We start from the raw sequence: 18,825 nt of genomic DNA on the forward strand, positions 1-18,825 counted from the left end.
GGACGCGGCGGGTGTCCCGGCGGTGACGCTCCTCACCGCCGAAGGCCGTGCTACAGGTGGTGGGGTTCGCCCTCCCCTCTCGTGGACGCCCTCGCCAGCAGTTCTCGTTCGATGAGTTCGTCCAGGAGCGGCGCGGCGGCCGAGCGGAGGGCGGCGACGTCCTCCGCGCTCAGCGCCGAGGTCTCCAGCAGCAGCGTCACACCCGGTCCGAGCCGGATCCCCTGCAGCGCCGTGCTCCCGGCGGGGCCCGTCCCGCCGTCGCTTCGCGCGGGAGCCGTCTCGGCCCTCCCGCTTCCCTCACCCGATGCCCAGCGCACGTCCACCGGCCCGACGTCCTCGCCCGCGTCGGCATGCGATCCGACGGCGGAGGGCGTGGCGGACGATCCGAGCGCGGGGGAGGGCGCCGCCCAGAAGCGGCGCGGGGGCGCGGAGGGCGGCGGGGCGAGGCGGTCGGCGCCGGGGAGGGGGCCGGTGACGGAGAGGAGGGCTTCGACGGGGGCGCCGGTGAGTTCGGCCTGGATTTCGGCGAGGGAACGGCCGGAGGCCTGGCGGCGCTTGACCGCCACCAGCTGGAGGAGGTGGCGGGCGGTGTAACGGGCCGTGCGTCCCCGGCGGAGAGGGGGGTCGAGCAGTCCGAGAGTGGTGTACCAGCGGATGAGGCGTTCGTTCGGGACGTCCTGGACGCGTCCGTTCACCTCGAGGTCGGCCAGCGCGGCGGCCGCCCGTGAGGCCAGTTCGGAGATCGTCCAGGTGTCCATGCTGCAATAGTGACACTGTCATCATTACAGTGTCAACCGGCGCCGGATCTATCGGATTGAGGGCGGTTCGCCCTCTGCGACACCTGCGGGGCGGGCGGAAGTCCTTGAATGCGACGCCCGGGCGCAGCACGCTGGGCGCGGGGGTGAGGCCGGTGCGGCGGAGCGAGGCGGGTATGGCGGGGGCGTCCGCCTGGGCCCGGTACCGGCGGCTCTCGTTCCGGGCCGAAAGACTCGCCGTCTCGGCGGCGCTCGGAACGGCCGGCGGAATGGTGGTCGCGGGCCTGCTCGACTGGCGTCTCGGCATGGCGGTGGGGGGAGTCCTGACCGCCGCGCACTACCTGTCCGGCTACTTCGCGCCGGGAGTGGAGACCAACTGGCGGCGCGGCGCCCGTGCCGAGCGGCGTACCGGACGCGACCTGGGACGCCTGGGAGGCGGTTACAGCGTTCTGCACGACCGCGAGGTCCCGCAGCTTCCGACGACCAATCTCGACCACCTGGTCATCGGCCTGACCGGTGTCTACGCCGTCGTCACCCGGAGCGTGCGCCGCGGCGCACGCGTCTGGACGGACGAAGAGCAGCTGTGGGTGGGGGAGCAGCCCGCGTCCGGTCTGGAGACGGCCACGGTGGCACTGGCCGCGGAACTCGTCGCGGAGTTCCTTTCGGAGGAGCTGGACAGCGAGATGGACGTCGTCCCGGTCATCGCCGTCCAGTCGGGACGGGTGGCTTCAGAGGGTTTCGAATACGGTGACGTCACTTTCCTCCGAGGTCGGATGATTCCAGGATTCATCAAGTCGCATCCGGTCATTTTCACCACCGCCCAGGTGGCGACGATCGCCGTGGCGGCAGAACGTCTCTTTCCTCCGATGAAGTGGGAATTCTTATGGGAAGAGGGGTCAGACCAAAGGCGAAGGGGCGCTGGAGGGCGGAAGTGAAAAGCCCTAGGTTCCTCGCTCATGGAAGACGTTCTGCTCGTGGAGGCGCTGCGTTCCCGGGACCCGGGCGCGCCTGCCGCCGTTTATGACGCTTATGCCGCCAGGCTTTATGCGTATTGCTGGTTTCATCTGCTCCATCAGGACGCCGCCCAGGCGGCCTTGCGCGACACGCTCATCGTCGCGGAAGCCCAGATCGGGCGGTTGCGCGATCCCGCGGACGTCCTGCCCTGGCTGTACGCGATAGCCGGGGTCGAGTGCTCGCACCGCGCCGGGCTCACGGACGGCGGCCCCGATCTGGCGGTCGCCCGGCACGATCAGGACGACGTCGACCGGCGGATGATCGCCTGGCGGGCCCTGAGATCCCTGTCCCGGCGGGCCCACGAGGCACTGGAGCTGCGGTTGCGCCACCAGCTGTCCCTTCCGGGCCTGGCCTCCGTCCTCGGGCTCTCCAGAAGGGGCGCCAAGACGCTGCTCCAGAACGCGGAGGAGGACCTCGCGCTCGCCCTGACCGTGGAGATCCTGGCGCGGCTGGGTCCGCACGGCTGCCGCGGACGCGGCGACGTCCTCGCCGAGCGGGTGGCCGGGGAGCTCGACCCCAGCGTCAGGGCGAGGCTTCTGGCCCATGCCGGTGAGTGCGCGCTCTGCGAGAGCTATGCACCGTCAAGGACGTTTTCTCCGGCGAAGGTTCTGGGATTGTCGCCTTACGCACATCCACCCGCCTCGCTAAGAGTGCGAGTGATGAACTGTTTTACCGATCCCGAATTGCAGGGTTACCGGCTTTTCGTCGCGACCAGGAACACCGAGTTCACCGCCGCTGGATTTCCTCGACGTCCCTGCGATATGCCCGTCTCCGCCGGGTTTTTCAGGAGGGTATTGAGAAACGTTCCACCAAGCAGAAACATGATCGCCTGAATGGTGTGAGCGCGGCTGGTCTCCGGGTAGACACCCTCTCGGTGAGCGATTGATTACGTACAGTGATCACCCTGAAATGTTCGGCATGTCGGTATGTCGGGCAGGAGGAGGAAAGCGTGACCCAGCCAACCCGGAGCCTGGTGGTACTCATGACCGGAGCCCTCGTCGCGGTGGGGACGCCCGTGCTGGCCGCTCCGCCGGAGCCTTCCAGCACCAAGGATCTGGCCGAGAGCAGACATACCGTCCGTGAGAAAGGGCAGCGAACGGAACAGGTCACGAGCCGGCTCAAACGGGCGAAGGCCGAGTTGGCGGAGCTCGGGGAACGCGCCGAGCAGGCGCAGAAACGATACGCCGAAGAGGCAGCGGCGCTGAAACGGACGCGCAAGGCGTTCGTGGAGGCCCGGCAGCAGGCGCGGACGGCCGCCGCGAAGTACGAGAACGTCCGGGACGAGGCCGCGCGGGCGGAGCCCTCCCGCGGCGTGGAGCCCTCGCGAGCGGAGTCCGTACGGCAGAACGTACAGGATGGCGGCCCGCAGCCGGAGAACATACACGCCGAGGACACGCAGAGTGATGAAGTGCAGGCCGCGGAGTCGGAGACCGATGACGGCGAGCACAGTAAGCGGGAGGACTCCGCGGAAGGCGGGGCCTCCCAGGCCGCCGAGTACCCCGACTACAAGAAGTACGCCACGTACTTCGCGGACGCGATGAAGACCGCGGAGGACGCGAAGGCGGAGGCCTCGGACGTTGCCGAGGAGTCCGAGAAGACCGAGACGGCCGAGGCTGAGAAGGACGGGACGGAAGGCGCGGAGGACACCCGGTCCGAGACCGCGAACACCCGGGTGACGGGCGTCTCCCGGAATCGGGCCACGCGCTTCGAGGAGCTGAGGACGGCGCACACGAAGGCTCTCTCACTCCGCGCGGAGGCACGCCGGACGTACGAGCGTCAGAAGGAGGAGTTCGCCGCCGCCCGGAAGGCCAAGACGAAGGCCGACGCGGCGTACGAGGAGCAGGAGTCCGCGGTCACCCGGCTCCGCACGCTGAGGAAGCGCCTGCTCGCGGAGAACGACGTCGTCTTTCTGGCGGACAGGCGTGCGAGTGCTCGGGACGCGGGGTCCGCCCGCGCGGTCGTCAGCAAGGCGAAGGGCAAGAACCGCCGGTTCGCGCGAGGCGCGGCCCGCGGCAGGCTGGTCGTCCAGTCCGCCCTCAAGTGGATCGGCACGCCCTACTCCTGGGGCGGCGGCAACGCCTCGGGCCCCAGTTACGGCATCGGCCGAGGCGCGAGGACGCGCGGTTTCGACTGCTCGGGTCTCGCCCTCTACGCCTGGGGGCAGGCCGGAGTGAAGCTCGGCCACTACACCGGTCTGCAGTGGAACTCCGGACCGCGCATCCCGATCAGCATGGCCAGCCCGGGCGACCTGGTCTTCTTCGCCAGGAACATTAAAGATCCCGACACGATCCATCATGTCGGGATCTTCATTGGCCGCGGCCGGATGGTGGAGGCGCCTTACACCGGGGCGCGGGTCCGGATCTCCTCCATTTGGCGCAAGGGCCTCATCGGAGCGGTCCGGCCCGCCTAGCGGAGCTCCGGTCCGGCTCAGTGACCGCCCTGGTCCTGGAGGCGCTTGCGGGAGCGGAGGATCTCCTCCTCGGCCTCGACACGGCCCACCCAGTTGGCGCCCTCGACGGACTTCCCGGGCTCGAGGTCCTTGTAGACCTCGAAGAAGTGCTGGATCTCCAGCCGGTCGAACTCGGCCACGTGGTGGATGTCCCGCACGTGCTCGAAGCGCGGGTCGGTGGCCGGCACGCACAGCAGCTTGTCGTCGCCGCCCGCCTCGTCGGTCATCCGGAACATGCCGACCGTGCGGCACAGGATGAGGCAGCCGGGGAAGGTCGGCTCCTGCAGCAGGACCAGGGCGTCCAGCGGGTCGCCGTCCTCGCCGAGGGTGTTCTCCACGAAACCGTAGTCGGTGGGGTACTGGGTGGAGGTGAACAGCAGACGATCGAGACGGATACGGCCCGTCTCGTGGTCCACTTCGTACTTGTTACGAGATCCCTTGGGGATCTCGATAGTCACGTCGAATTCCACTGTGTCCTCCGCTTACCAGTTTCCGAAGCTGCCGCGTTTGATGCGTGGCTCATGGGGTGTTGTGTGTATACAAGGATGTCGCACTCCAGTGATAGTTCTGGACGGGGAAGGGGCATGACGTGGCGGCCGTCGACAGGCCTGTGGCCGTGGTCACTCTCTTCCTGCTCCAAGTCTTCACCGTGGGTGCGGGCGCTGGTGTGGTGAAAATCACACCCGAGCGGGAGCTCTCTCCTCGGCCGGCCTCGGTGGCCCACAGGGAGATCGTAGTTCCCGACAAGACCACGCAGGGTATCGCCGATACGCGGGTCTCCGGAGCACAGCTGGCCGCGAAACTCGCGAAACTCGATCCGGACGGCCGGATCATCGGGGTGGTGCTGGACGGCGCGACCCGGCAGAGCCTGTTCGACGCCAGGTCCGGCCAGGCGGCGGTGCCCGCCTCGACCACCAAGATCGTTACTTCGACGGCGGTGCTCGCCGCGCTCGACCCGTCGGCGCGGATGACCACCCGGGTGGTCTCCAAGGACGGACGGCTGGTGCTGGTCGGCGGGGGCGACCCGACGCTGTCGTCCCAGGACGATCCGAAGAGCTACCCCGAGCCCGCCTCCGTCGCGGACCTGGCCCGCGAGACGGCCGAGGCGCTCAAGGCGAACGGGACGACCCGGATCACCGTCGACTACGACGCGTCCCTCTACTCCGGCTCGTCGCTGGGTCCGGGCTGGAAGCCGACCTACTTCACCGAGGGGAGCGTCGCCCCGGTCTCGGCACTGATGGTCGACAACGGCAGGGTGGCCCCCAACCCGTGCGAGGGCACTCTCGCGCCCGTCGAGGACGGGCCGAAGCACGCCACGCAGGTGTTCGTCCAGTGGCTGAAGCGCTACGGCGTGAAGGCCGCGGTCGGCCGTCCCGGCTCCGGGGAGGGCGGTCAGAAGGTCGCGGACGTCCAGTCGCCGCCGGTCTCCGCGCTGGTCGAGCACCTCATGGACTGCAGCGACAACGACGTCTCCGAGGCCCTGGCCCGGCAGGTGGCCCTGAAGAAGGGGCTGCCCGCCAGCTTCGACGGGGCCGCGCAGGCGGTGCGGGGAGTCCTGCAGTCGCTGGGGGTCGCCCAGGGCGTCGACACGCGGGACGGCAGCGGCCTGTCGCCTCTCAACCGCATCACCCCGCTCGGGCTCGCCAAGATGATCTCCATGAACGCCCTGGGCGATCGGGCGGAGCTGCGCACCGTCATCACCGGCATGCCCGTGGCCGGTTTCAGCGGCACCCTCGCGGCCCGTTTCCTCGGCACGCCCGGTGCCGGAGTCGTCCGTGCGAAGACGGGCACCCTCAACCACGTCGCGACGCTGGCGGGCGTCATCATGCACAAGAACGGGCGTCTGCTCACCTTCGCCTTCATGGCGAACGGGGTGGAGGACCTGGGAGCGGCCCGCGCCGTTCTCGACAGGCTCGCCACCGCGGTCGCCACCTGCGACTGCTGAACGGACCGTCGCGGAAGCGGTCCTCCGCAGCCCCGATGAGGTGGGGGATATGTCCATTTGGGGCTGGCCGTCCAGGTTGGCAGAGGGGTTTCGGGGAACGCCTCAAGGCAGTGAGGCGTTAGTCCCTACGCCGAGGTGATGACGCGAGTCAGGCCCGTCCGGGATCCGGAGTCGCGGTGAGGGGAGCAGGCGTGAGCGGCATGATCGACTGGGGTACCGCGGTTCAGACCGGTGCCCGCCTGGTACGTCCCGGCCCGCAGGTCTCCCCGCATGAGGCACGGGCCGTCGTGATGGAACTCCGAGAGCTGTCGGCCATGGCGGAGGGGCACGTGCGGGAGTTCACCCGCATGGACGTGCCGCCTTCCACGCAGCCGGCCACCGTGGTGGACCGTCCGGGCTGGATCAAGGCGAACGTCGAGGGCTTCCGGGTGGTGCTGGAGCCGCTCGTCGACCAGCTCTCACAGCGTCGTACGGTGCCGACGGGCCCTGTGGGGATCGCGGCCGACATCGTCGGGCCCCGCGTCACGGGCATGCAGATGGGGGCGATCCTCGCGTACATGGCCAGCCGCGTGCTGGGCCAGTACGAGCTGTTCCTGCCGCCGGACCCGTCCGGCGACGCTCCCACGGGACGGCTGACGCTGGTCGCGCCCAACATCGTCCACGTCGAGCAGGAGCTCTCCGTGGACCAGAGGGACTTCCGGCTGTGGGTGTGCCTGCACGAGGAGACGCACCGCGCCCAGTTCACCGCCGTCCCCTGGCTGAGGGCCTACGTCCAGGAGCAGATGACACAGTTCCTGCTCGCCTCCGACATCAGCCCGACCGAGCTGTTCGACCGGATCAAGGACGCCGCCGAGGCGGTGGCCGACGCCGTGCGAGGCGGCGAGTCCAGCCTGATCGACGCGATCCAGACGCCCGCGCAGCGCGAGATCCTGAACCGGCTCACCGCGGTGATGACCCTGGTGGAGGGCCACGGCGACTTCGTCATGGACGCGGTCGGCCCCGAGGTCGTGCCGTCCGTCGCGCAGATCCGCGCCAAGTTCAGCTCGCGGCGCGGCGGCGGGTCCAAGGTGGACAAGACGATGCGGCGCCTGCTCGGCATCGACCTGAAGATGAAGCAGTACGCCGAGGGCTCGCGTTTCGTCCGCAGGGTGCACACCGAGATCGGCATGGCCGGCTTCAACAGGGTGTGGACGTCGCCCGAGACGCTGCCGACGATGGCCGAGATCAGCGACCCGTCCCTGTGGATCAGGCGGGTGGGCCTTCCCTCGCTGAACGGCGAGGTGCTGTCCCTGGAGAAGCCCAACGGCACCGAGTCATGAGCCGCGGACCGTCCGGCGCGCGTTCGTGACACCCTGAAGGCCTGACCGGTTCGGCGGCGCGTCCGCCGGGAGGACGGAGGCTGGGGTTGGGGCCGGATCCTGCTGTCGCCGGCGCGCGTTCGGCGGTACGGGCGTCGCTGGCCGACCTGGCGCCGGGCGCGCTGGTACTCGTGGCGTGCAGCGGGGGAGCCGATTCGCTCGCCCTGGCGGGAGCGCTGTCCTTCGTGGCCGCCCGGACGGGACTGCGCGCGGGGGGAGTCACGGTCGACCACGGTCTTCAGCGGGGGTCCGCGGAACGGGCCGAGGAGGTCGCCGGGCTGCTGCGGGGCCTCGGGCTCGATCCGGTGGAGTCCGTCGCGGTATCGGTGGGGCGGCATGGAGGACCTGAGGCCGCCGCGCGTGAAGCGCGCTACGCGGCCCTGAACGAGGCGGCGGAGCGGCTCGGGGCCCGGGTGGTGCTGGTGGGACACACCCTCGACGATCAGGCCGAGACGGTCCTGCTGAGACTCGCGCGCGGTTCCGGGGCGCGGTCGCTGGCGGGAATGGCGCGGTCCGGAGAGCGCTACCGCAGGCCCTTCCTGGGGCTCACCCGAGCCGAGGTGCGGCGGGCATGCCTGGCGATGGGACTCGCCCCCTGGGACGACCCGCACAACGAGGACCCGGCTTACGCGCGGGTGCGCGTCCGGCGGACGGTGCTGCCCCTGCTGGAGAGAGAGCTGGGCCCGGGCGTAGCCGAGGCGCTGGCCCGGACGGCCTCACAGCTGCGGGAGGACGCCGACGCACTTGACGGATGGGCGGTCCGGGCACTGGAGAAAGCGAGTGATTTGGAACACTCGCTGGACGTGCGGGTGTTGGAGGAACTGCCCCAGGCCGTGCGTTCTCGAGTGCTGCGACGGGCCGCCGTGGCGGCCGGAAGCCCGGCGGGGACGCTCGCGGCGGTGCATGTGGCGGCCGTGGACAGGCTGGTCACGGACTGGCACGGGCAGCGCGGTGTCGACCTGCCCGGGCGCGTCAGGGCGATCCGGCGGTATGGCAAGCTGCATTTCGGACCCGCCGGAGTGGCAGGGCCGGGGGAATGAACGACGAAGGGCGTAGGGGTGGACGAGAAGGACCTGGGCAACGACCTGGCCAAGGTACTGATCACGGAGGAGGAGCTCCAGGCGAAGATCCGGGAGCTGGCGGGTCAGATCGACACCGACTACGCGAACAAGGACCTGCTGCTGGTCGCCGTTCTCAAGGGCGCGGTCATGGTGATGGCCGACCTGTCCAGGGCGCTGCAGAGCCATGTCTCGCTCGACTTCATGGCGGTGTCGTCCTACGGCTCGGGTACCAAGTCCTCGGGCGTGGTCCGCATCCTCAAGGACCTCGACGCCGACATCTCGGGCAGGCACGTGCTCATCGTCGAGGACATCGTCGACTCCGGCCTCACGCTCTCGTGGCTGATCGACAACCTCCGCACGCGGCAGCCGGCCAGCCTCGAGGTCTGCGCGATCATGCGCAAGCCGGAGGCGGTCAAGACCGAGATCGATGTGAAGTACATCGGCTTCGACATCCCGAACGAGTTCGTCGTGGGTTATGGGCTGGATTATTCAGAGAAGTACCGCAATCTCCCCTTTGTCGGGACGCTTGCCCCGCACGTGTACAGCAACTGAACTCGGGGAACAACCCGGGCCAGCCGTTCGTTGGTAAGACGCTGGGGAGATCGCTGGCTGCATGCTTCGCTTCGTCCGGTGTACCTTCAGTAGTTAGCTTTCCGCAGACGTTGGTCAGGAGGGACGGGCCCCGTCCGGGGGCGCCGCACATATGGACGTGAAGCGCTACTTCCGCGGACCACTGCTGTGGGTCCTCCTCTTCGGTGTCCTGGTCGCCCTCGTCATGTGGGGTGTCAACCCCGGCCAGACGTACGAGAAGGTCGACACCTCCACAGTGGTCTCCGCCATTCAGAACGGCCAGGTGAAGTCGGCGAAGATCGTCGACAAGGACCAGGTCATCCAGATCACCACCCAGGACGGCAAGCACCAGCAGGCGAGCTGGGTCGGCGGCCAGGGGATCAAGCTGCAGGAGCAGTTGCAGCAGCAGATCCAGGCCGGTAAGACCCAGTCCTACAAGGTCGACGTTCCCAAGCAGAGCGTCTTCCTGAGCCTGATGTTCAGCCTCCTGCCGATGATCATCATCATCCTGATCTTCCTGTTCATCATGAACCAGATGCAGGGCGGCGGCTCTCGGGTGATGAACTTCGGCAAGTCCAAGGCCAAGCTCATCACCAAGGACACCCCGAAGACCACCTTCTCCGACGTCGCGGGCGCCGAGGAGGCGATCGAGGAGCTCAAGGAGATCCGCGACTTCCTGCAGAACCCCGCCAAGTTCCAGGCCATCGGCGCCAAGATCCCCAAGGGCGTGCTGCTCTTCGGCCCTCCCGGCACCGGTAAGACGCTGCTGGCGCGGGCCGTCGCGGGCGAGGCCGGGGTGCCGTTCTACTCGATCTCCGGCTCCGACTTCGTCGAGATGTTCGTCGGCGTGGGCGCCTCCCGGGTCCGCGACCTGTTCGAGCAGGCCAAGGCGAACGCCCCGTCGATCATCTTCATCGACGAGATCGACGCGGTCGGCCGCCACCGCGGCGCCGGCCTGGGTGGCGGCCACGACGAGCGCGAGCAGACCCTCAACCAGCTGCTGGTCGAGATGGACGGCTTCGACGCCAAGGCCGGCGTCATCCTCATCGCCGCCACCAACCGGCCCGACATCCTGGACCCGGCGCTGCTGCGTCCCGGCCGGTTCGACCGCCAGGTGACCGTGGACCGTCCCGACCTCGAGGGCCGCAAGGGGATCCTGCGCGTCCACGGCAAGGGCAAGCCGTTCGCGCCCGACGTCGACCTCGACATCATCGCGCGCCGCACCCCCGGGTTCACCGGCGCGGACCTCGCGAACGTCATCAACGAGGCGGCGCTGCTGACCGCCCGGTTCGATCGCAAGCTGATCGACATGGAGACCCTCGAGGAGTCCATCGACCGCGTGATGGCCGGCCCGGAGCGCAAGACCCGGGTCATGTCGGACGCGGAGAAGAAGATCATCGCCTACCACGAGGGCGGCCACGCCCTGGTGGCGCACGCGCTGCCGAACGCGGACCCGGTGCACAAGGTGACGATCCTGCCGCGCGGCCGGGCCCTCGGTTACACGATGACCCTGCCGATGGAGGACAAGTTCCTCACCACCCGTTCGGAGATGAACGACCAGCTCGCCATGCTGCTCGGCGGCCGGACGGCGGAGGAGCTCGTGTTCCACGAGCCCACCACGGGCGCCTCCAACGACATCGAGAAGGCCACGGCGATCGCCCGCAACATGGTCACCGAGTACGGCATGAGCGAACGGCTCGGCGCCCGCAAGTTCGGCGGCGGCCAGGGCGAGGTCTTCCTCGGCCGCGACATGGGGCACGAGCGGGACTACTCCGAGGACATCGCCTCGGCGATCGACGACGAGGTGCGCCGCCTGATCGAGAGCTCCCACGACGTCGCCTGGGAGATCCTCACCGAGTACCGGGACGTGCTGGACCACCTGGTGCTGGAGCTGATGGAGAAGGAGACGCTGAGCAAGGACCAGGTCCTGCAGATCTTCGCTCCGATCCGCAAGCGCCCGCACCAGAAGTCCTACACCGGTTACGGCAAGCGCCTTCCGTCCGACCGGCCTCCGGTCATGACGCCCAAGGAACTGTCGCTGACCGCTCCCGCGGATGCCACGGCGGTGGAACTGCCTACCGGCGAATCGGACAACTAGCGGATCCGCGTAGAGTGTCCGTTATGAGTGCTGCCCCGGAGTTCGATCACGGACGGATCGAGAAGGCCGTACGGGAGATCCTGTACGCCATCGGTGAGGATCCCGACCGTGACGGGCTCCGGGACACGCCGTCCCGCGTCGCCCGCGCCTACGCGGAGCAGTTCGCGGGCCTCGCGATGGGTCCCGAGGACGTCCTGACCACGGTCTTCGAGGCCGACCACGACGAGATGGTCCTGGTCAGGGACATCGAGCTGTACTCGACCTGCGAGCACCACCTGGTGCCCTTCCACGGGGTCGCGCACGTCGGCTACACCCCCGGCGACAACGGCCAGATCACCGGCCTGTCGAAGCTCGCCCGCCTCGTCGACGTCTACTCCCGCCGCCCCCAGGTCCAGGAGCGGCTGACCAGCCAGGTCGCCGACGCCCTGATGGAATCCCTCAAGCCCCGCGGCGTCATCGTCGTCATCGAGGCCGAACACCTCTGCATGACCATGCGCGGCGTCCGCAAGCCCGGGGCCAAGACCGTCACCTCCGCAGTCCGAGGCGACTTCCGCACTCACGCCGAGACCCGCAGCGAGGCCATGAGCCTCATCCTCGGCCGCCACTGATTCCGAGCCCTCCGCTCACCCGACCGACGGACCGTCCCGGTACATCCGGGGCGGTCTTCGTCTTTCCGGGCATCGCTGAGCGGCCTTCGGCCCCGGCGGGACGGTGGGGCGGACCCGTCGGGCCCGCCGGGGCGGGGGTCAGCGGGTGGCGGACTCGATGTTCTGCTGGGAGCGGCGGACGTCGGCGGAGCCCTCTTCGAGGGCGACGGCCATCTTGTCGAAGGCGGACTTGGCCTCGGCCCAGGCGGCGCGGAAGCGGTCGGCTCCGGGGCCCCACCAGATCTCGGCGGAGCCGACGGTGCGGCCGTTGAGGTCCTTGATCAGGGCGTCGAGGTTCTTGGAGTGCCGGGAGAACAGGCGGGCGAGTTCTTCCATCTGGGCGATGTTGCCGCCTCTGCGATCCGCACCCATGGGTCGTCCTCTCAGTGGGGGAACGTGCTTCACCTGTCACGGTAGGTCGCCCCGCCTCCTCGCGCAGCGACTTCACCAGTTGTTGTGGATAAAGCGGCACGGGGCGTAAGAGGTGGCGGAGAGCCTCGTCACTGCCCACAATTGCTTCGGCACGCTGTGTCACGAAAGGTGTCCGGGTGCCGTCGGGGGAGCGGTGTGGTGACGCCTGAACAGGTGCGGTGGGCGGGGAACCGGGTCGGGGAACTGGCCGAGACGGCCCGGCGAGCGGGGACGAGGGTCCAGCGGCTGCTGGAGGCCGGGGTGCTGGTGGGACCCGCCTCGGTGGCCCTGTTCCACCGGGTGGCGGGAAGGCATCTCGAAGTGGGACGCGCCTTCGAGGACGCCTCGGGTCGGGTCGAGACGGTGGGCAGGGCCACGTTCCCGCCCGTACGGGTGGCGCCCTTCGCCTTCCCGGGGCTGGGGCGCCCGCCCGCGGGAGAACCCGGAGTCGGGGAAGGAAGCCCCGACGGGCTGAGCGACCTGATGATCGAGCTGGGGCGGATGGCCCGGACCTGGCAGGAGGCCGGGCGGGAACTGTGGGGTCTCCTGGTCGGGATCGGCGCCGGAGGCGGGCCGGGGAACCGGGTCGAAGCGCTCGGCACGGACCTGCTGGGGGAGATCCCGGACCTCAGGCGCCGGCGCGAACTCCTCGCACGCGAGGGCGCCGGGATCGAGCGCGTGGCGTGGATGGTCGTCTCGCTCACGATGATGCGGGCGGTGAAGGCCGCCGACCGACGGCTGTACGCGCGGCTCATCGAGGCCGGTGTGGATCCGGCGGACATGCCGCGGGGCGAGGCGTCCGACGTGCGCGCCTGGTGGGAACACCTCACCCGGGAACAGCGGCGCCTCTACCTGCGGGCCTTCCCGGCACTGATCGGATGGGCGGACGGGGTCCCGGCCGTCGCGCGGGACAAGGCCAACCGGTTCAGCCTCGAACTCCGCCTCGGCGAGCTGCGGGAGCGGCGCCCCGGGACGCTGACGCCCTTCGAGATCCGCGACCTGGGACGGCTCGGACGGCTGGCGGACAAACTCGCCTCCGTGGAGCGGGACACCGGCCAGAAGGCCTACCTCCTCGGCCTGTCCTCCACCCTCGCCGGCCCCTGGGACCGGCACGACAAGGAGGTCCCCTTCGCCGCCTCCATGCCCCGCTTCGTCACCGACCCCACCAAGGGCCCCGACGGCCGCGTCATCATCGCCATCGGCGACCCCGACACCTCCCGCCACACCGGGATCTACGTCCCCGGCACCACGGCCCAGCTCGACAACATCGAAGGTGATGTCGACAGGGTCATGAGCTTGTGGAAGCAGAGCCAGAAATATGCTCTGAAAAATGAGGTCTCCACGGTCATGTGGCTCGGATATGACGCGCCTGACGGAATCGTCGCAGACGCCCCGAGGAATCTGTACGCAGATGCAGGGGCGCCTAAGTTGAAGAAATTCGTCAATGGTGTCCGTGTTGGCCAGAAAGAGTTGGAAAAACATCTGACGATAATTGGACATAGCTACGGTTCGGTTGTCGTGGGAGAGGCTGCCAGGCAAGGGGATCTCGCTGTGGACGACATCGTCGTCGCGGGGAGCCCGGGAATGCATGTTGGAAAAGCAGGAGAACTCGGCATCGGAGCAGAGCACGTCTGGGTGCAGGCGGCAGAAGGGGACCCGGTGCCCAACGCCGGCCGTATCGGGCACGGACGACCGGACCCGGAGAAGCGGTGGGGGGTTGTGCCCAACATCGTGCCGCTGGTGCCATCGGACCCGCTGTTCGGCGGACAGGTCCTCGAAACCGATACCCAAGGGCATAGCGACTACTGGAATGAAGGAAGTAAGAGCTTGGACAACCAGGTCAAAGTCATGACCCGTACCTACGATAATTTTGTTCCCACGGACGATCCGGTTCTGAAGGCTGATTGATCTTGAGGAGTAGGTCGGCATCTCGGTTGAAGATGGCACGATTGGCTTTGCTGCTTGGGTCCGTGGTGCTTTTCTCTGGGTGTTCCCGTACCGGATTGGGGGGACTGATGGTGGAAGATGACTTTCCGGTCGCGCATCCGAGAGGCGTGGTCGCCACGATAAGCCAGTATGGAAAAGAAATTGTCGATGGTCTGGCAGTGGGCAGAGGCTTCGAAAATCCCAATGTCTCTCCGAGCCCCTGTGGGAACGAGTACAACGCGAAGCAGGTGCCGGGTCGCAACGTCGATCTTGATACCTGGTGGGTGGGGTACAGCCCCTACTCAGAGGGGATCATCACCTACATCGAGGTACCCGACGAAGAAGTGATCGGCGAGGCGCTGACCAGGCTGAAGGCGGTCCTGGAAGGGATCGGGTGGCGGACGGTCGAGTTCGGCGCGGGAAGTCCGACGAGTCAGGCGGTGCTGCGGATCGCGGCGCCGCAGGAGGGCTACGGCGCGGTCCTGCAGGGGATCACCTCGGTTCCGGGGAGTCCGCGGATCGGGGTGAACATCTCTTCGCCGTGTCTGCGGCATCCGGAGGCGCGGTGAGGGGTCGGGAGGACTCGGGAAGGGGCGGGGGGAGGGCTTAGGCTGGGCACATGAGTGTTTCCGGGCTGCCTGACCATGAGCGGTGCCTGGTCATGGGCGTGGTGAACATCACGCCGGACTCCTTCAGTGACGGCGGGGAGTGGTTTGATCAGGAGCGGGCCGTCAAGCACGGGCTGGAGCTGGTGCGGGACGGGGCCGACCTGATCGACGTGGGGGGCGAGTCGACCCGGCCCGGGGCCCAGCGGGTGTCGCTGTCGGAGGAGCTCAGGCGGGTCGTCCCGGTGATCGAGGCGCTGACCCGCGAGGGGGTGCCGGTCAGCGTCGACACGATGCGGGCCGAGGTGGCCGAGGCCGCGGTGGCCGCGGGGGCGCTGCTGGTCAACGACGTCAGCGGCGGGCTGGCCGATCCGGACATGCCGCAGGTGGTGGCGCGGGCGCGGGTGCCGTACGTGGTGATGCACTGGCGCGGGCACAGCCACGACATGCAGAACCGGGCCGTCTACCGGGACGTGGTCGCCGAGGTCCGGGAGGAGCTGCTCCTCCGGGTCGAGGCGGTGGTCGCGCAGGGCGTCGACCCGTCGATGATCGTGCTCGATCCGGGACTGGGTTTCGCCAAGCAGGCGGAGCACAACTGGAAGCTGCTGGCCGACCTCGGCGAGCTGAGCGAGGAGTTCCCGATCCTGGTGGGCGCCTCGCGCAAACGCTTCCTCGGACGGCTGCTGGCCGACCCGGACGGCACTCCGCGCCCGTTCGCGGAGTGCGACGACGCGACCCTGGCGGTCACCACGCTGGCCGCCGCGGCGGGCGCCTGGTGCGTACGGGTCCACAACGTTCGCCCCAACGCGGACGCGGTACGGGTGGCTGCGGCCGTAGGCTCGGCGCGTGGATGACGCCGCAGCGGTAGAGGCCGCGAATGCCAGGTTCTACACCGCCTTCGAGACGGGTGACCTGGACCTCATGCACGAGGTCTGGGCCGACGGTGACTACGCCGAGGGCGTGACATGCGTCCACCCGGGCTGGGCGCTGCTGCGCGGTCGCGGCGAGGTGCTGCGCTCCTGGGCTCTGATCATGGCGAACACCGCCTACATCCAGTTCGTGCTCACCGGGGTGCACACCGAGGTCAGGGGCGACTACGCGATCCTCACCTGCGAGGAGAACATCCTCACGGCGGACAAGGACGAGGAGGGTTTCCTCGCAGGGGGAAGCGTGGTCACGACGAAGGTGTTCGTACGTGATGAAGGTCAGTGGCGACTGTGGGTCCACCACGGTTCCCCGGTGCTGGACGGGATGCGGGATGACGGATCGGATTGAGCTGCGCGGGCTGCGTGCCCGGGGATTCCACGGCGTGCTGCCGGCCGAGCGCGAACTCGGCCAGGAGTTCGTGGTCGACGTCGCGCTGGGGCTCGATCTGCGGCCCGCCGCGGAGAAGGACGACGTCGCGCTGACCGTGCACTACGGGGAGCTGGCGGACCGGCTGGTCGAGGTGGTGACCGGCGAACCCGTCGATCTGATCGAGACGCTCGCCGAGCGGCTGGCCGAGGTGTGCCTGGCCGATCCCCGGGTGCTGAGCACCGAGGTGACGGTGCACAAGCCGGCCGCCCCCATTCCGCACCCGTTCACCGACGTCGCCGTCACGATCACCAGGAGCCGCGTATGACGGACCGGACCCCCACCGGGGGGCACATGCTGATCGGACACCGGGTGGTGCTCTCGCTCGGCAGCAACCTCGGAGACCGGGTGGAGAACCTGCAGGAGGGGCTCGACGCGCTGTTCGACGCTCCCGGCCTCACGCTGGTGGAGCTCTCCCCGGTGTACGAGACCGCGCCCTGGGGCGGGGTCGAGCAGGACGACTTCCTCAACGTCGTGGTCGTCGCGGAGACCCTGTTGACGCCCGAGACGCTGCTGGAGCGCAGCCTCTCGATCGAGGAGTCGATGCGGCGGGAGAGGATCGTCCGCTGGGGTCCGCGCACCCTCGACATCGACATCGTGCAGTTCGGGGAGATCGTCTCGGACGATCCCCGGTTGACGTTGCCGCACCCCCGCGCGCACGAACGCGCGTTCGTGCTGGTGCCGTGGGCCGAGATCGACCCGGAGGCGGTGCTTCCGGGACACGGCCCGGTCGCCGAGCTGGCCGCCGCGGCTGGGGGCCAGGAGGTCGTCCGGCGTGACGACCTGAACCTTCAGCGGCCGGCGTGAGGGCGTCCCGGCCGGCGGTCCTGCTGGCGCTGGTCCTCGTGGCGGCGCTGGCGGTGTGGGCGTTGCTCGAAGGCCTGTACTCGCAGCTGCCGCCGCTGCCGTGGACGGCGGTGCCGACGCTGCTGCTGCTGGCGCTCGGCGAGATCGTCGCCGGCGTGCACCTCCGCAACAAGATCCACCACAAGGCCGCCGCGGAGGAGGCCCGACCCGTCGACCCGTTGAGTGTCGCGAACATGGCCGCGCTCGGCAAGGCCAGCGCCCACGCCGCCGCCGCGCTCACCGGTGTCTTCCTCGGTTTCGTCCTGCACGTCCTGCCCGACATCGACCTCCCCACCCCCCGCCACGACTTCATCGTCAGCGTCGCCACCACGGTCTCGGCCCTGGCCCTCACCGGCGCGGCCCTCTTCCTGGAGTACTGCTGCCGGGTCCCCAAGGACCCCGAAGCCGAACGGAACGACCGCCGCTGACCCTGGGCACGGCACCAGGACGGCCCTGGTCGAGGGATCCCTCGACCAGGGCCGTCCTGCGGTTCGCCGGTGTGGCCGGCCCCCGTCGAGTGCGCCGACGACGTCGCGACGCTCGGCCGCGCGGAGCGCGACCGTCATGGAACGGGCCTATTTATCGATGTCGCCGACGACGAAGAACATGGAGCCGAGGATGGCGACCATGTCGGCGACGAGTTGGCCCTTCAGCATTTCGGGCAGGACCTGGACGTTGTTGTAGCTGGCGCTGCGGAGCTTGAGGCGCCAGGGGGTCTTCTCGCCGCGGGAGACGAGGTAGTAGCCGTTGAGGCCGAGGGGGTTCTCGGTCCAGGCGTAGGTGTGGCCCACCGGGATCTTGAGGATCTTGGGGAGGCGCTGGTTGATGGGGCCGGGCGGGAGGTCGGCGAGCCGGTCCAGGCAGGCGTCGGCGAGGTCGAGGGAGACGAGCGCCTGGTCGTGGAGGCACTCGAAGCGGGCCAGGCAGTCGCCCTCGGATCGGGTGACGACGGGGACGTCGAGTTCGCCGTAGGCCAGGTAGGGCTCGTCGCGGCGCAGGTCGAAGTCGACCCCGGAGGCGCGGGCGATGGGGCCGCTCACCCCGTACTGCAGGATCTGCTCGCGGGTGAGGACGCCCACGCCGCGGGTGCGGGCCCGGAAGATCTCGTTCCCCAGGATCAGGTCGGAGATGTCGGGCATCCGGGAGCGGACGAGGGCGACGGCCCGCCGGGTGCGCTCCAGCCAGCCGAACGGCAGGTCCTCCTTGAGCCCGCCGACCCGGTTGAACATGTAGTGCATGCGGCCGCCGGAGACCTCCTCCAGCACCCGCTGCAGCTCCTCGCGTTCACGGAAGGCGTAGAACATCGGGGTGATCGCGCCGATCTCCAGCGGGTAGGACCCCAGGAACATGAGATGGTTCAGCACCCGGTTGAGCTCGGCGAGCAGGGTGCGCGCCCAGACGGCGCGCACCGGCACCTCCATGCCGAGCACGCGTTCGGCGGCCAGCACCACGCCCAGCTCGTTGGCGAACGCCGACAGCCAGTCGTGCCGGTTGGCCAGCACCACGATCTGCCGCAGGTCGCGCACCTCGAAGAGCTTCTCGGCGCCCCGGTGCATGTACCCGATGATCGGTTCGGCCGAGTCGATGAGCTCACCGTCGAGGGTGAGGCGCAGCCGAAGGACCCCGTGGGTGGAGGGATGTTGCGGTCCGATGTTGAGGACCATGTCCTCGGTCGCGAGCTCCCTGGCCCCCGCGCCGATGCCGACAGTGCGCGTCTCCATAATCGACATGGTCGCAGACTCCTCTGGCGGGCACGCATTCGCGTCGCCCTCCTCTCCGGTACGGGT

General features: G+C 69.0%; 20 protein-coding genes. 16 read left to right on the top strand and 4 right to left on the bottom strand.

The genetic code is table 11. From position 1 onward, the window contains the following. Positions 1-50: 50 nt before the first annotated feature. Positions 51-758 (bottom strand): MerR family transcriptional regulator, encoded by a 708-nt coding sequence (locus tag ABD327_RS03985; RefSeq protein WP_344448745.1) that lies wholly within the window; start codon positions 756-758, stop codon positions 51-53. Between the two features lie 104 nt (positions 759-862). On the opposite strand from ABD327_RS03985, the gene ABD327_RS03990 reads away from it, so the two are divergent. The 3 genes from ABD327_RS03990 (at position 863) to ABD327_RS04000 (ending at position 4,179) form a co-directional block, all read left to right on the top strand. After that, on the top strand, positions 863-1,690 hold the full coding sequence (locus ABD327_RS03990; RefSeq protein WP_344448746.1) for an NERD domain-containing protein: 828 nt from the start codon (positions 863-865) through the stop codon (positions 1,688-1,690). A gap of 21 nt (positions 1,691-1,711) precedes the next feature. Continuing rightward, a complete protein-coding gene (locus tag ABD327_RS03995) occupies positions 1,712-2,602 on the top strand; it encodes an RNA polymerase sigma factor (RefSeq protein WP_344448747.1) in 891 nt (296 codons plus the stop codon). 116 nt (positions 2,603-2,718) lie between these two features. Further along, positions 2,719-4,179 (top strand): C40 family peptidase, encoded by a 1,461-nt coding sequence (locus ABD327_RS04000; protein ID WP_344448748.1) that lies wholly within the window; start codon positions 2,719-2,721, stop codon positions 4,177-4,179. 17 nt (positions 4,180-4,196) lie between these two features. On the opposite strand, the gene ABD327_RS04005 is transcribed toward ABD327_RS04000, so the two are convergent. Beyond that, positions 4,197-4,688, bottom strand: coding sequence for an inorganic diphosphatase (locus tag ABD327_RS04005; RefSeq protein WP_344448749.1), 492 nt, complete (start codon positions 4,686-4,688; stop codon positions 4,197-4,199). Positions 4,689-4,888: 200 nt separating this feature from the next. Between ABD327_RS04005 and dacB the strand changes: the two genes are divergently transcribed. The 6 genes from dacB to folE all read left to right on the top strand — a co-directional run bounded on the left by dacB (position 4,889) and on the right by folE (position 11,858). Continuing rightward, positions 4,889-6,163: a D-alanyl-D-alanine carboxypeptidase/D-alanyl-D-alanine endopeptidase gene (dacB, locus tag ABD327_RS04010; protein WP_344448750.1), complete on the top strand. Its 1,275-nt coding sequence runs from the start codon at positions 4,889-4,891 to the stop codon at positions 6,161-6,163. Positions 6,164-6,363: 200 nt separating this feature from the next. Continuing rightward, a complete protein-coding gene (locus tag ABD327_RS04015) occupies positions 6,364-7,482 on the top strand; it encodes a zinc-dependent metalloprotease (RefSeq protein ID WP_344449071.1) in 1,119 nt (372 codons plus the stop codon). 86 nt (positions 7,483-7,568) lie between these two features. Beyond that, positions 7,569-8,561 carry a tRNA lysidine(34) synthetase TilS gene (gene tilS, locus ABD327_RS04020; RefSeq protein WP_344448751.1) on the top strand — a complete coding sequence of 331 codons (993 nt, stop codon included), beginning with the start codon at positions 7,569-7,571 and terminating at the stop codon, positions 8,559-8,561. A gap of 18 nt (positions 8,562-8,579) precedes the next feature. Next, the gene (gene hpt, locus ABD327_RS04025; RefSeq protein ID WP_344448752.1) at positions 8,580-9,134 is read left to right on the top strand and encodes a hypoxanthine phosphoribosyltransferase; all 555 of its coding nucleotides are present in this window, start codon (positions 8,580-8,582) and stop codon (positions 9,132-9,134) included. Between the two features lie 151 nt (positions 9,135-9,285). Further along, positions 9,286-11,250 carry an ATP-dependent zinc metalloprotease FtsH gene (gene ftsH / locus ABD327_RS04030; protein ID WP_344448753.1) on the top strand — a complete coding sequence of 655 codons (1,965 nt, stop codon included), beginning with the start codon at positions 9,286-9,288 and terminating at the stop codon, positions 11,248-11,250. A 23-nt stretch (positions 11,251-11,273) separates the two neighbouring features. Beyond that, the gene (folE, locus tag ABD327_RS04035) at positions 11,274-11,858 is read left to right on the top strand and encodes a GTP cyclohydrolase I FolE (RefSeq protein ID WP_344448754.1); all 585 of its coding nucleotides are present in this window, start codon (positions 11,274-11,276) and stop codon (positions 11,856-11,858) included. Positions 11,859-11,996: 138 nt separating this feature from the next. Here the strand turns inward: folE and ABD327_RS04040 are convergent, their stop codons facing one another. Next, the gene (locus ABD327_RS04040) at positions 11,997-12,269 is read right to left on the bottom strand and encodes a WXG100 family type VII secretion target (RefSeq protein WP_344447966.1); all 273 of its coding nucleotides are present in this window, start codon (positions 12,267-12,269) and stop codon (positions 11,997-11,999) included. Positions 12,270-12,791: 522 nt separating this feature from the next. On the opposite strand from ABD327_RS04040, the gene ABD327_RS04045 reads away from it, so the two are divergent. From ABD327_RS04045 to ABD327_RS04075, 7 genes are all read left to right on the top strand, one after another. Beyond that, the gene (locus ABD327_RS04045) at positions 12,792-14,216 is read left to right on the top strand and encodes an alpha/beta hydrolase (protein ID WP_344448755.1); all 1,425 of its coding nucleotides are present in this window, start codon (positions 12,792-12,794) and stop codon (positions 14,214-14,216) included. Between the two features lie 107 nt (positions 14,217-14,323). Further along, complete coding sequence (locus ABD327_RS04050) at positions 14,324-14,803, top strand: hypothetical protein (protein WP_344448756.1); 480 nt, start codon at positions 14,324-14,326, stop codon at positions 14,801-14,803. A gap of 50 nt (positions 14,804-14,853) precedes the next feature. Then, the gene (gene folP, locus ABD327_RS04055) at positions 14,854-15,693 is read left to right on the top strand and encodes a dihydropteroate synthase (protein WP_486303494.1); all 840 of its coding nucleotides are present in this window, start codon (positions 14,854-14,856) and stop codon (positions 15,691-15,693) included. Continuing rightward, entirely contained in the window at positions 15,686-16,114 is a 429-nt protein-coding gene (locus ABD327_RS04060; protein ID WP_344448757.1) for a nuclear transport factor 2 family protein, read from the top strand. Before folP ends, ABD327_RS04060 begins: the two co-directional genes overlap by 8 nt. Next, entirely contained in the window at positions 16,098-16,460 is a 363-nt protein-coding gene (gene folB / locus ABD327_RS04065) for a dihydroneopterin aldolase (protein WP_344448759.1), read from the top strand. The genes ABD327_RS04060 and folB overlap by 17 nt, the downstream gene beginning before the upstream one ends. Next, complete coding sequence (gene folK / locus ABD327_RS04070) at positions 16,457-16,999, top strand: 2-amino-4-hydroxy-6-hydroxymethyldihydropteridine diphosphokinase (protein WP_344448760.1); 543 nt, start codon at positions 16,457-16,459, stop codon at positions 16,997-16,999. Before folB ends, folK begins: the two co-directional genes overlap by 4 nt. After that, a complete protein-coding gene (locus tag ABD327_RS04075; RefSeq protein WP_344448761.1) occupies positions 16,996-17,466 on the top strand; it encodes a DUF3180 domain-containing protein in 471 nt (156 codons plus the stop codon). The genes folK and ABD327_RS04075 overlap by 4 nt, the downstream gene beginning before the upstream one ends. Before the next feature lie 147 nt (positions 17,467-17,613). Here ABD327_RS04075 and ABD327_RS04080 read toward each other — a convergent pair whose 3' ends face one another. Next, complete coding sequence (locus ABD327_RS04080) at positions 17,614-18,759, bottom strand: NADH-quinone oxidoreductase subunit D (protein WP_425547053.1); 1,146 nt, start codon at positions 18,757-18,759, stop codon at positions 17,614-17,616. Positions 18,760-18,825 lie beyond the last annotated feature (66 nt).

This window comes from Actinocorallia aurantiaca (genome assembly GCF_039533685.1).
Lineage (GTDB): Bacteria > Actinomycetota > Actinomycetes > Streptosporangiales > Streptosporangiaceae > Actinocorallia > Actinocorallia aurantiaca.

Bases quoted from the DNA above. Each gene is read 5' to 3' on its own strand.
- ABD327_RS04015 (WP_344449071.1), top strand. From the start codon at position 6,364: ATGATCGACTGGGGTACCGCGGTTCAGACCGGTGCCCGCCTGGTACGT.
- ABD327_RS04050 (WP_344448756.1), top strand. From the start codon at position 14,324: ATGGTGGAAGATGACTTTCCGGTCGCGCATCCGAGAGGCGTGGTCGCC.
- folP (WP_486303494.1), top strand. From the start codon at position 14,854: ATGAGTGTTTCCGGGCTGCCTGACCATGAGCGGTGCCTGGTCATGGGC.
- folK (WP_344448760.1), top strand. From the start codon at position 16,457: ATGACGGACCGGACCCCCACCGGGGGGCACATGCTGATCGGACACCGG.
- ABD327_RS03995 (WP_344448747.1), top strand. From the start codon at position 1,712: ATGGAAGACGTTCTGCTCGTGGAGGCGCTGCGTTCCCGGGACCCGGGC.
- ABD327_RS04045 (WP_344448755.1), top strand. From the start codon at position 12,792: ATGATCGAGCTGGGGCGGATGGCCCGGACCTGGCAGGAGGCCGGGCGG.
- folB (WP_344448759.1), top strand. From the start codon at position 16,098: ATGACGGATCGGATTGAGCTGCGCGGGCTGCGTGCCCGGGGATTCCAC.
- folE (WP_344448754.1), top strand. From the start codon at position 11,274: ATGAGTGCTGCCCCGGAGTTCGATCACGGACGGATCGAGAAGGCCGTA.
- ABD327_RS04080 (WP_425547053.1), bottom strand. From the start codon at position 18,759: ATGGAGACGCGCACTGTCGGCATCGGCGCGGGGGCCAGGGAGCTCGCG.
- ftsH (WP_344448753.1), top strand. From the start codon at position 9,286: ATGGACGTGAAGCGCTACTTCCGCGGACCACTGCTGTGGGTCCTCCTC.
- ABD327_RS03985 (WP_344448745.1), bottom strand. From the start codon at position 758: ATGGACACCTGGACGATCTCCGAACTGGCCTCACGGGCGGCCGCCGCG.
- ABD327_RS04040 (WP_344447966.1), bottom strand. From the start codon at position 12,269: ATGGGTGCGGATCGCAGAGGCGGCAACATCGCCCAGATGGAAGAACTC.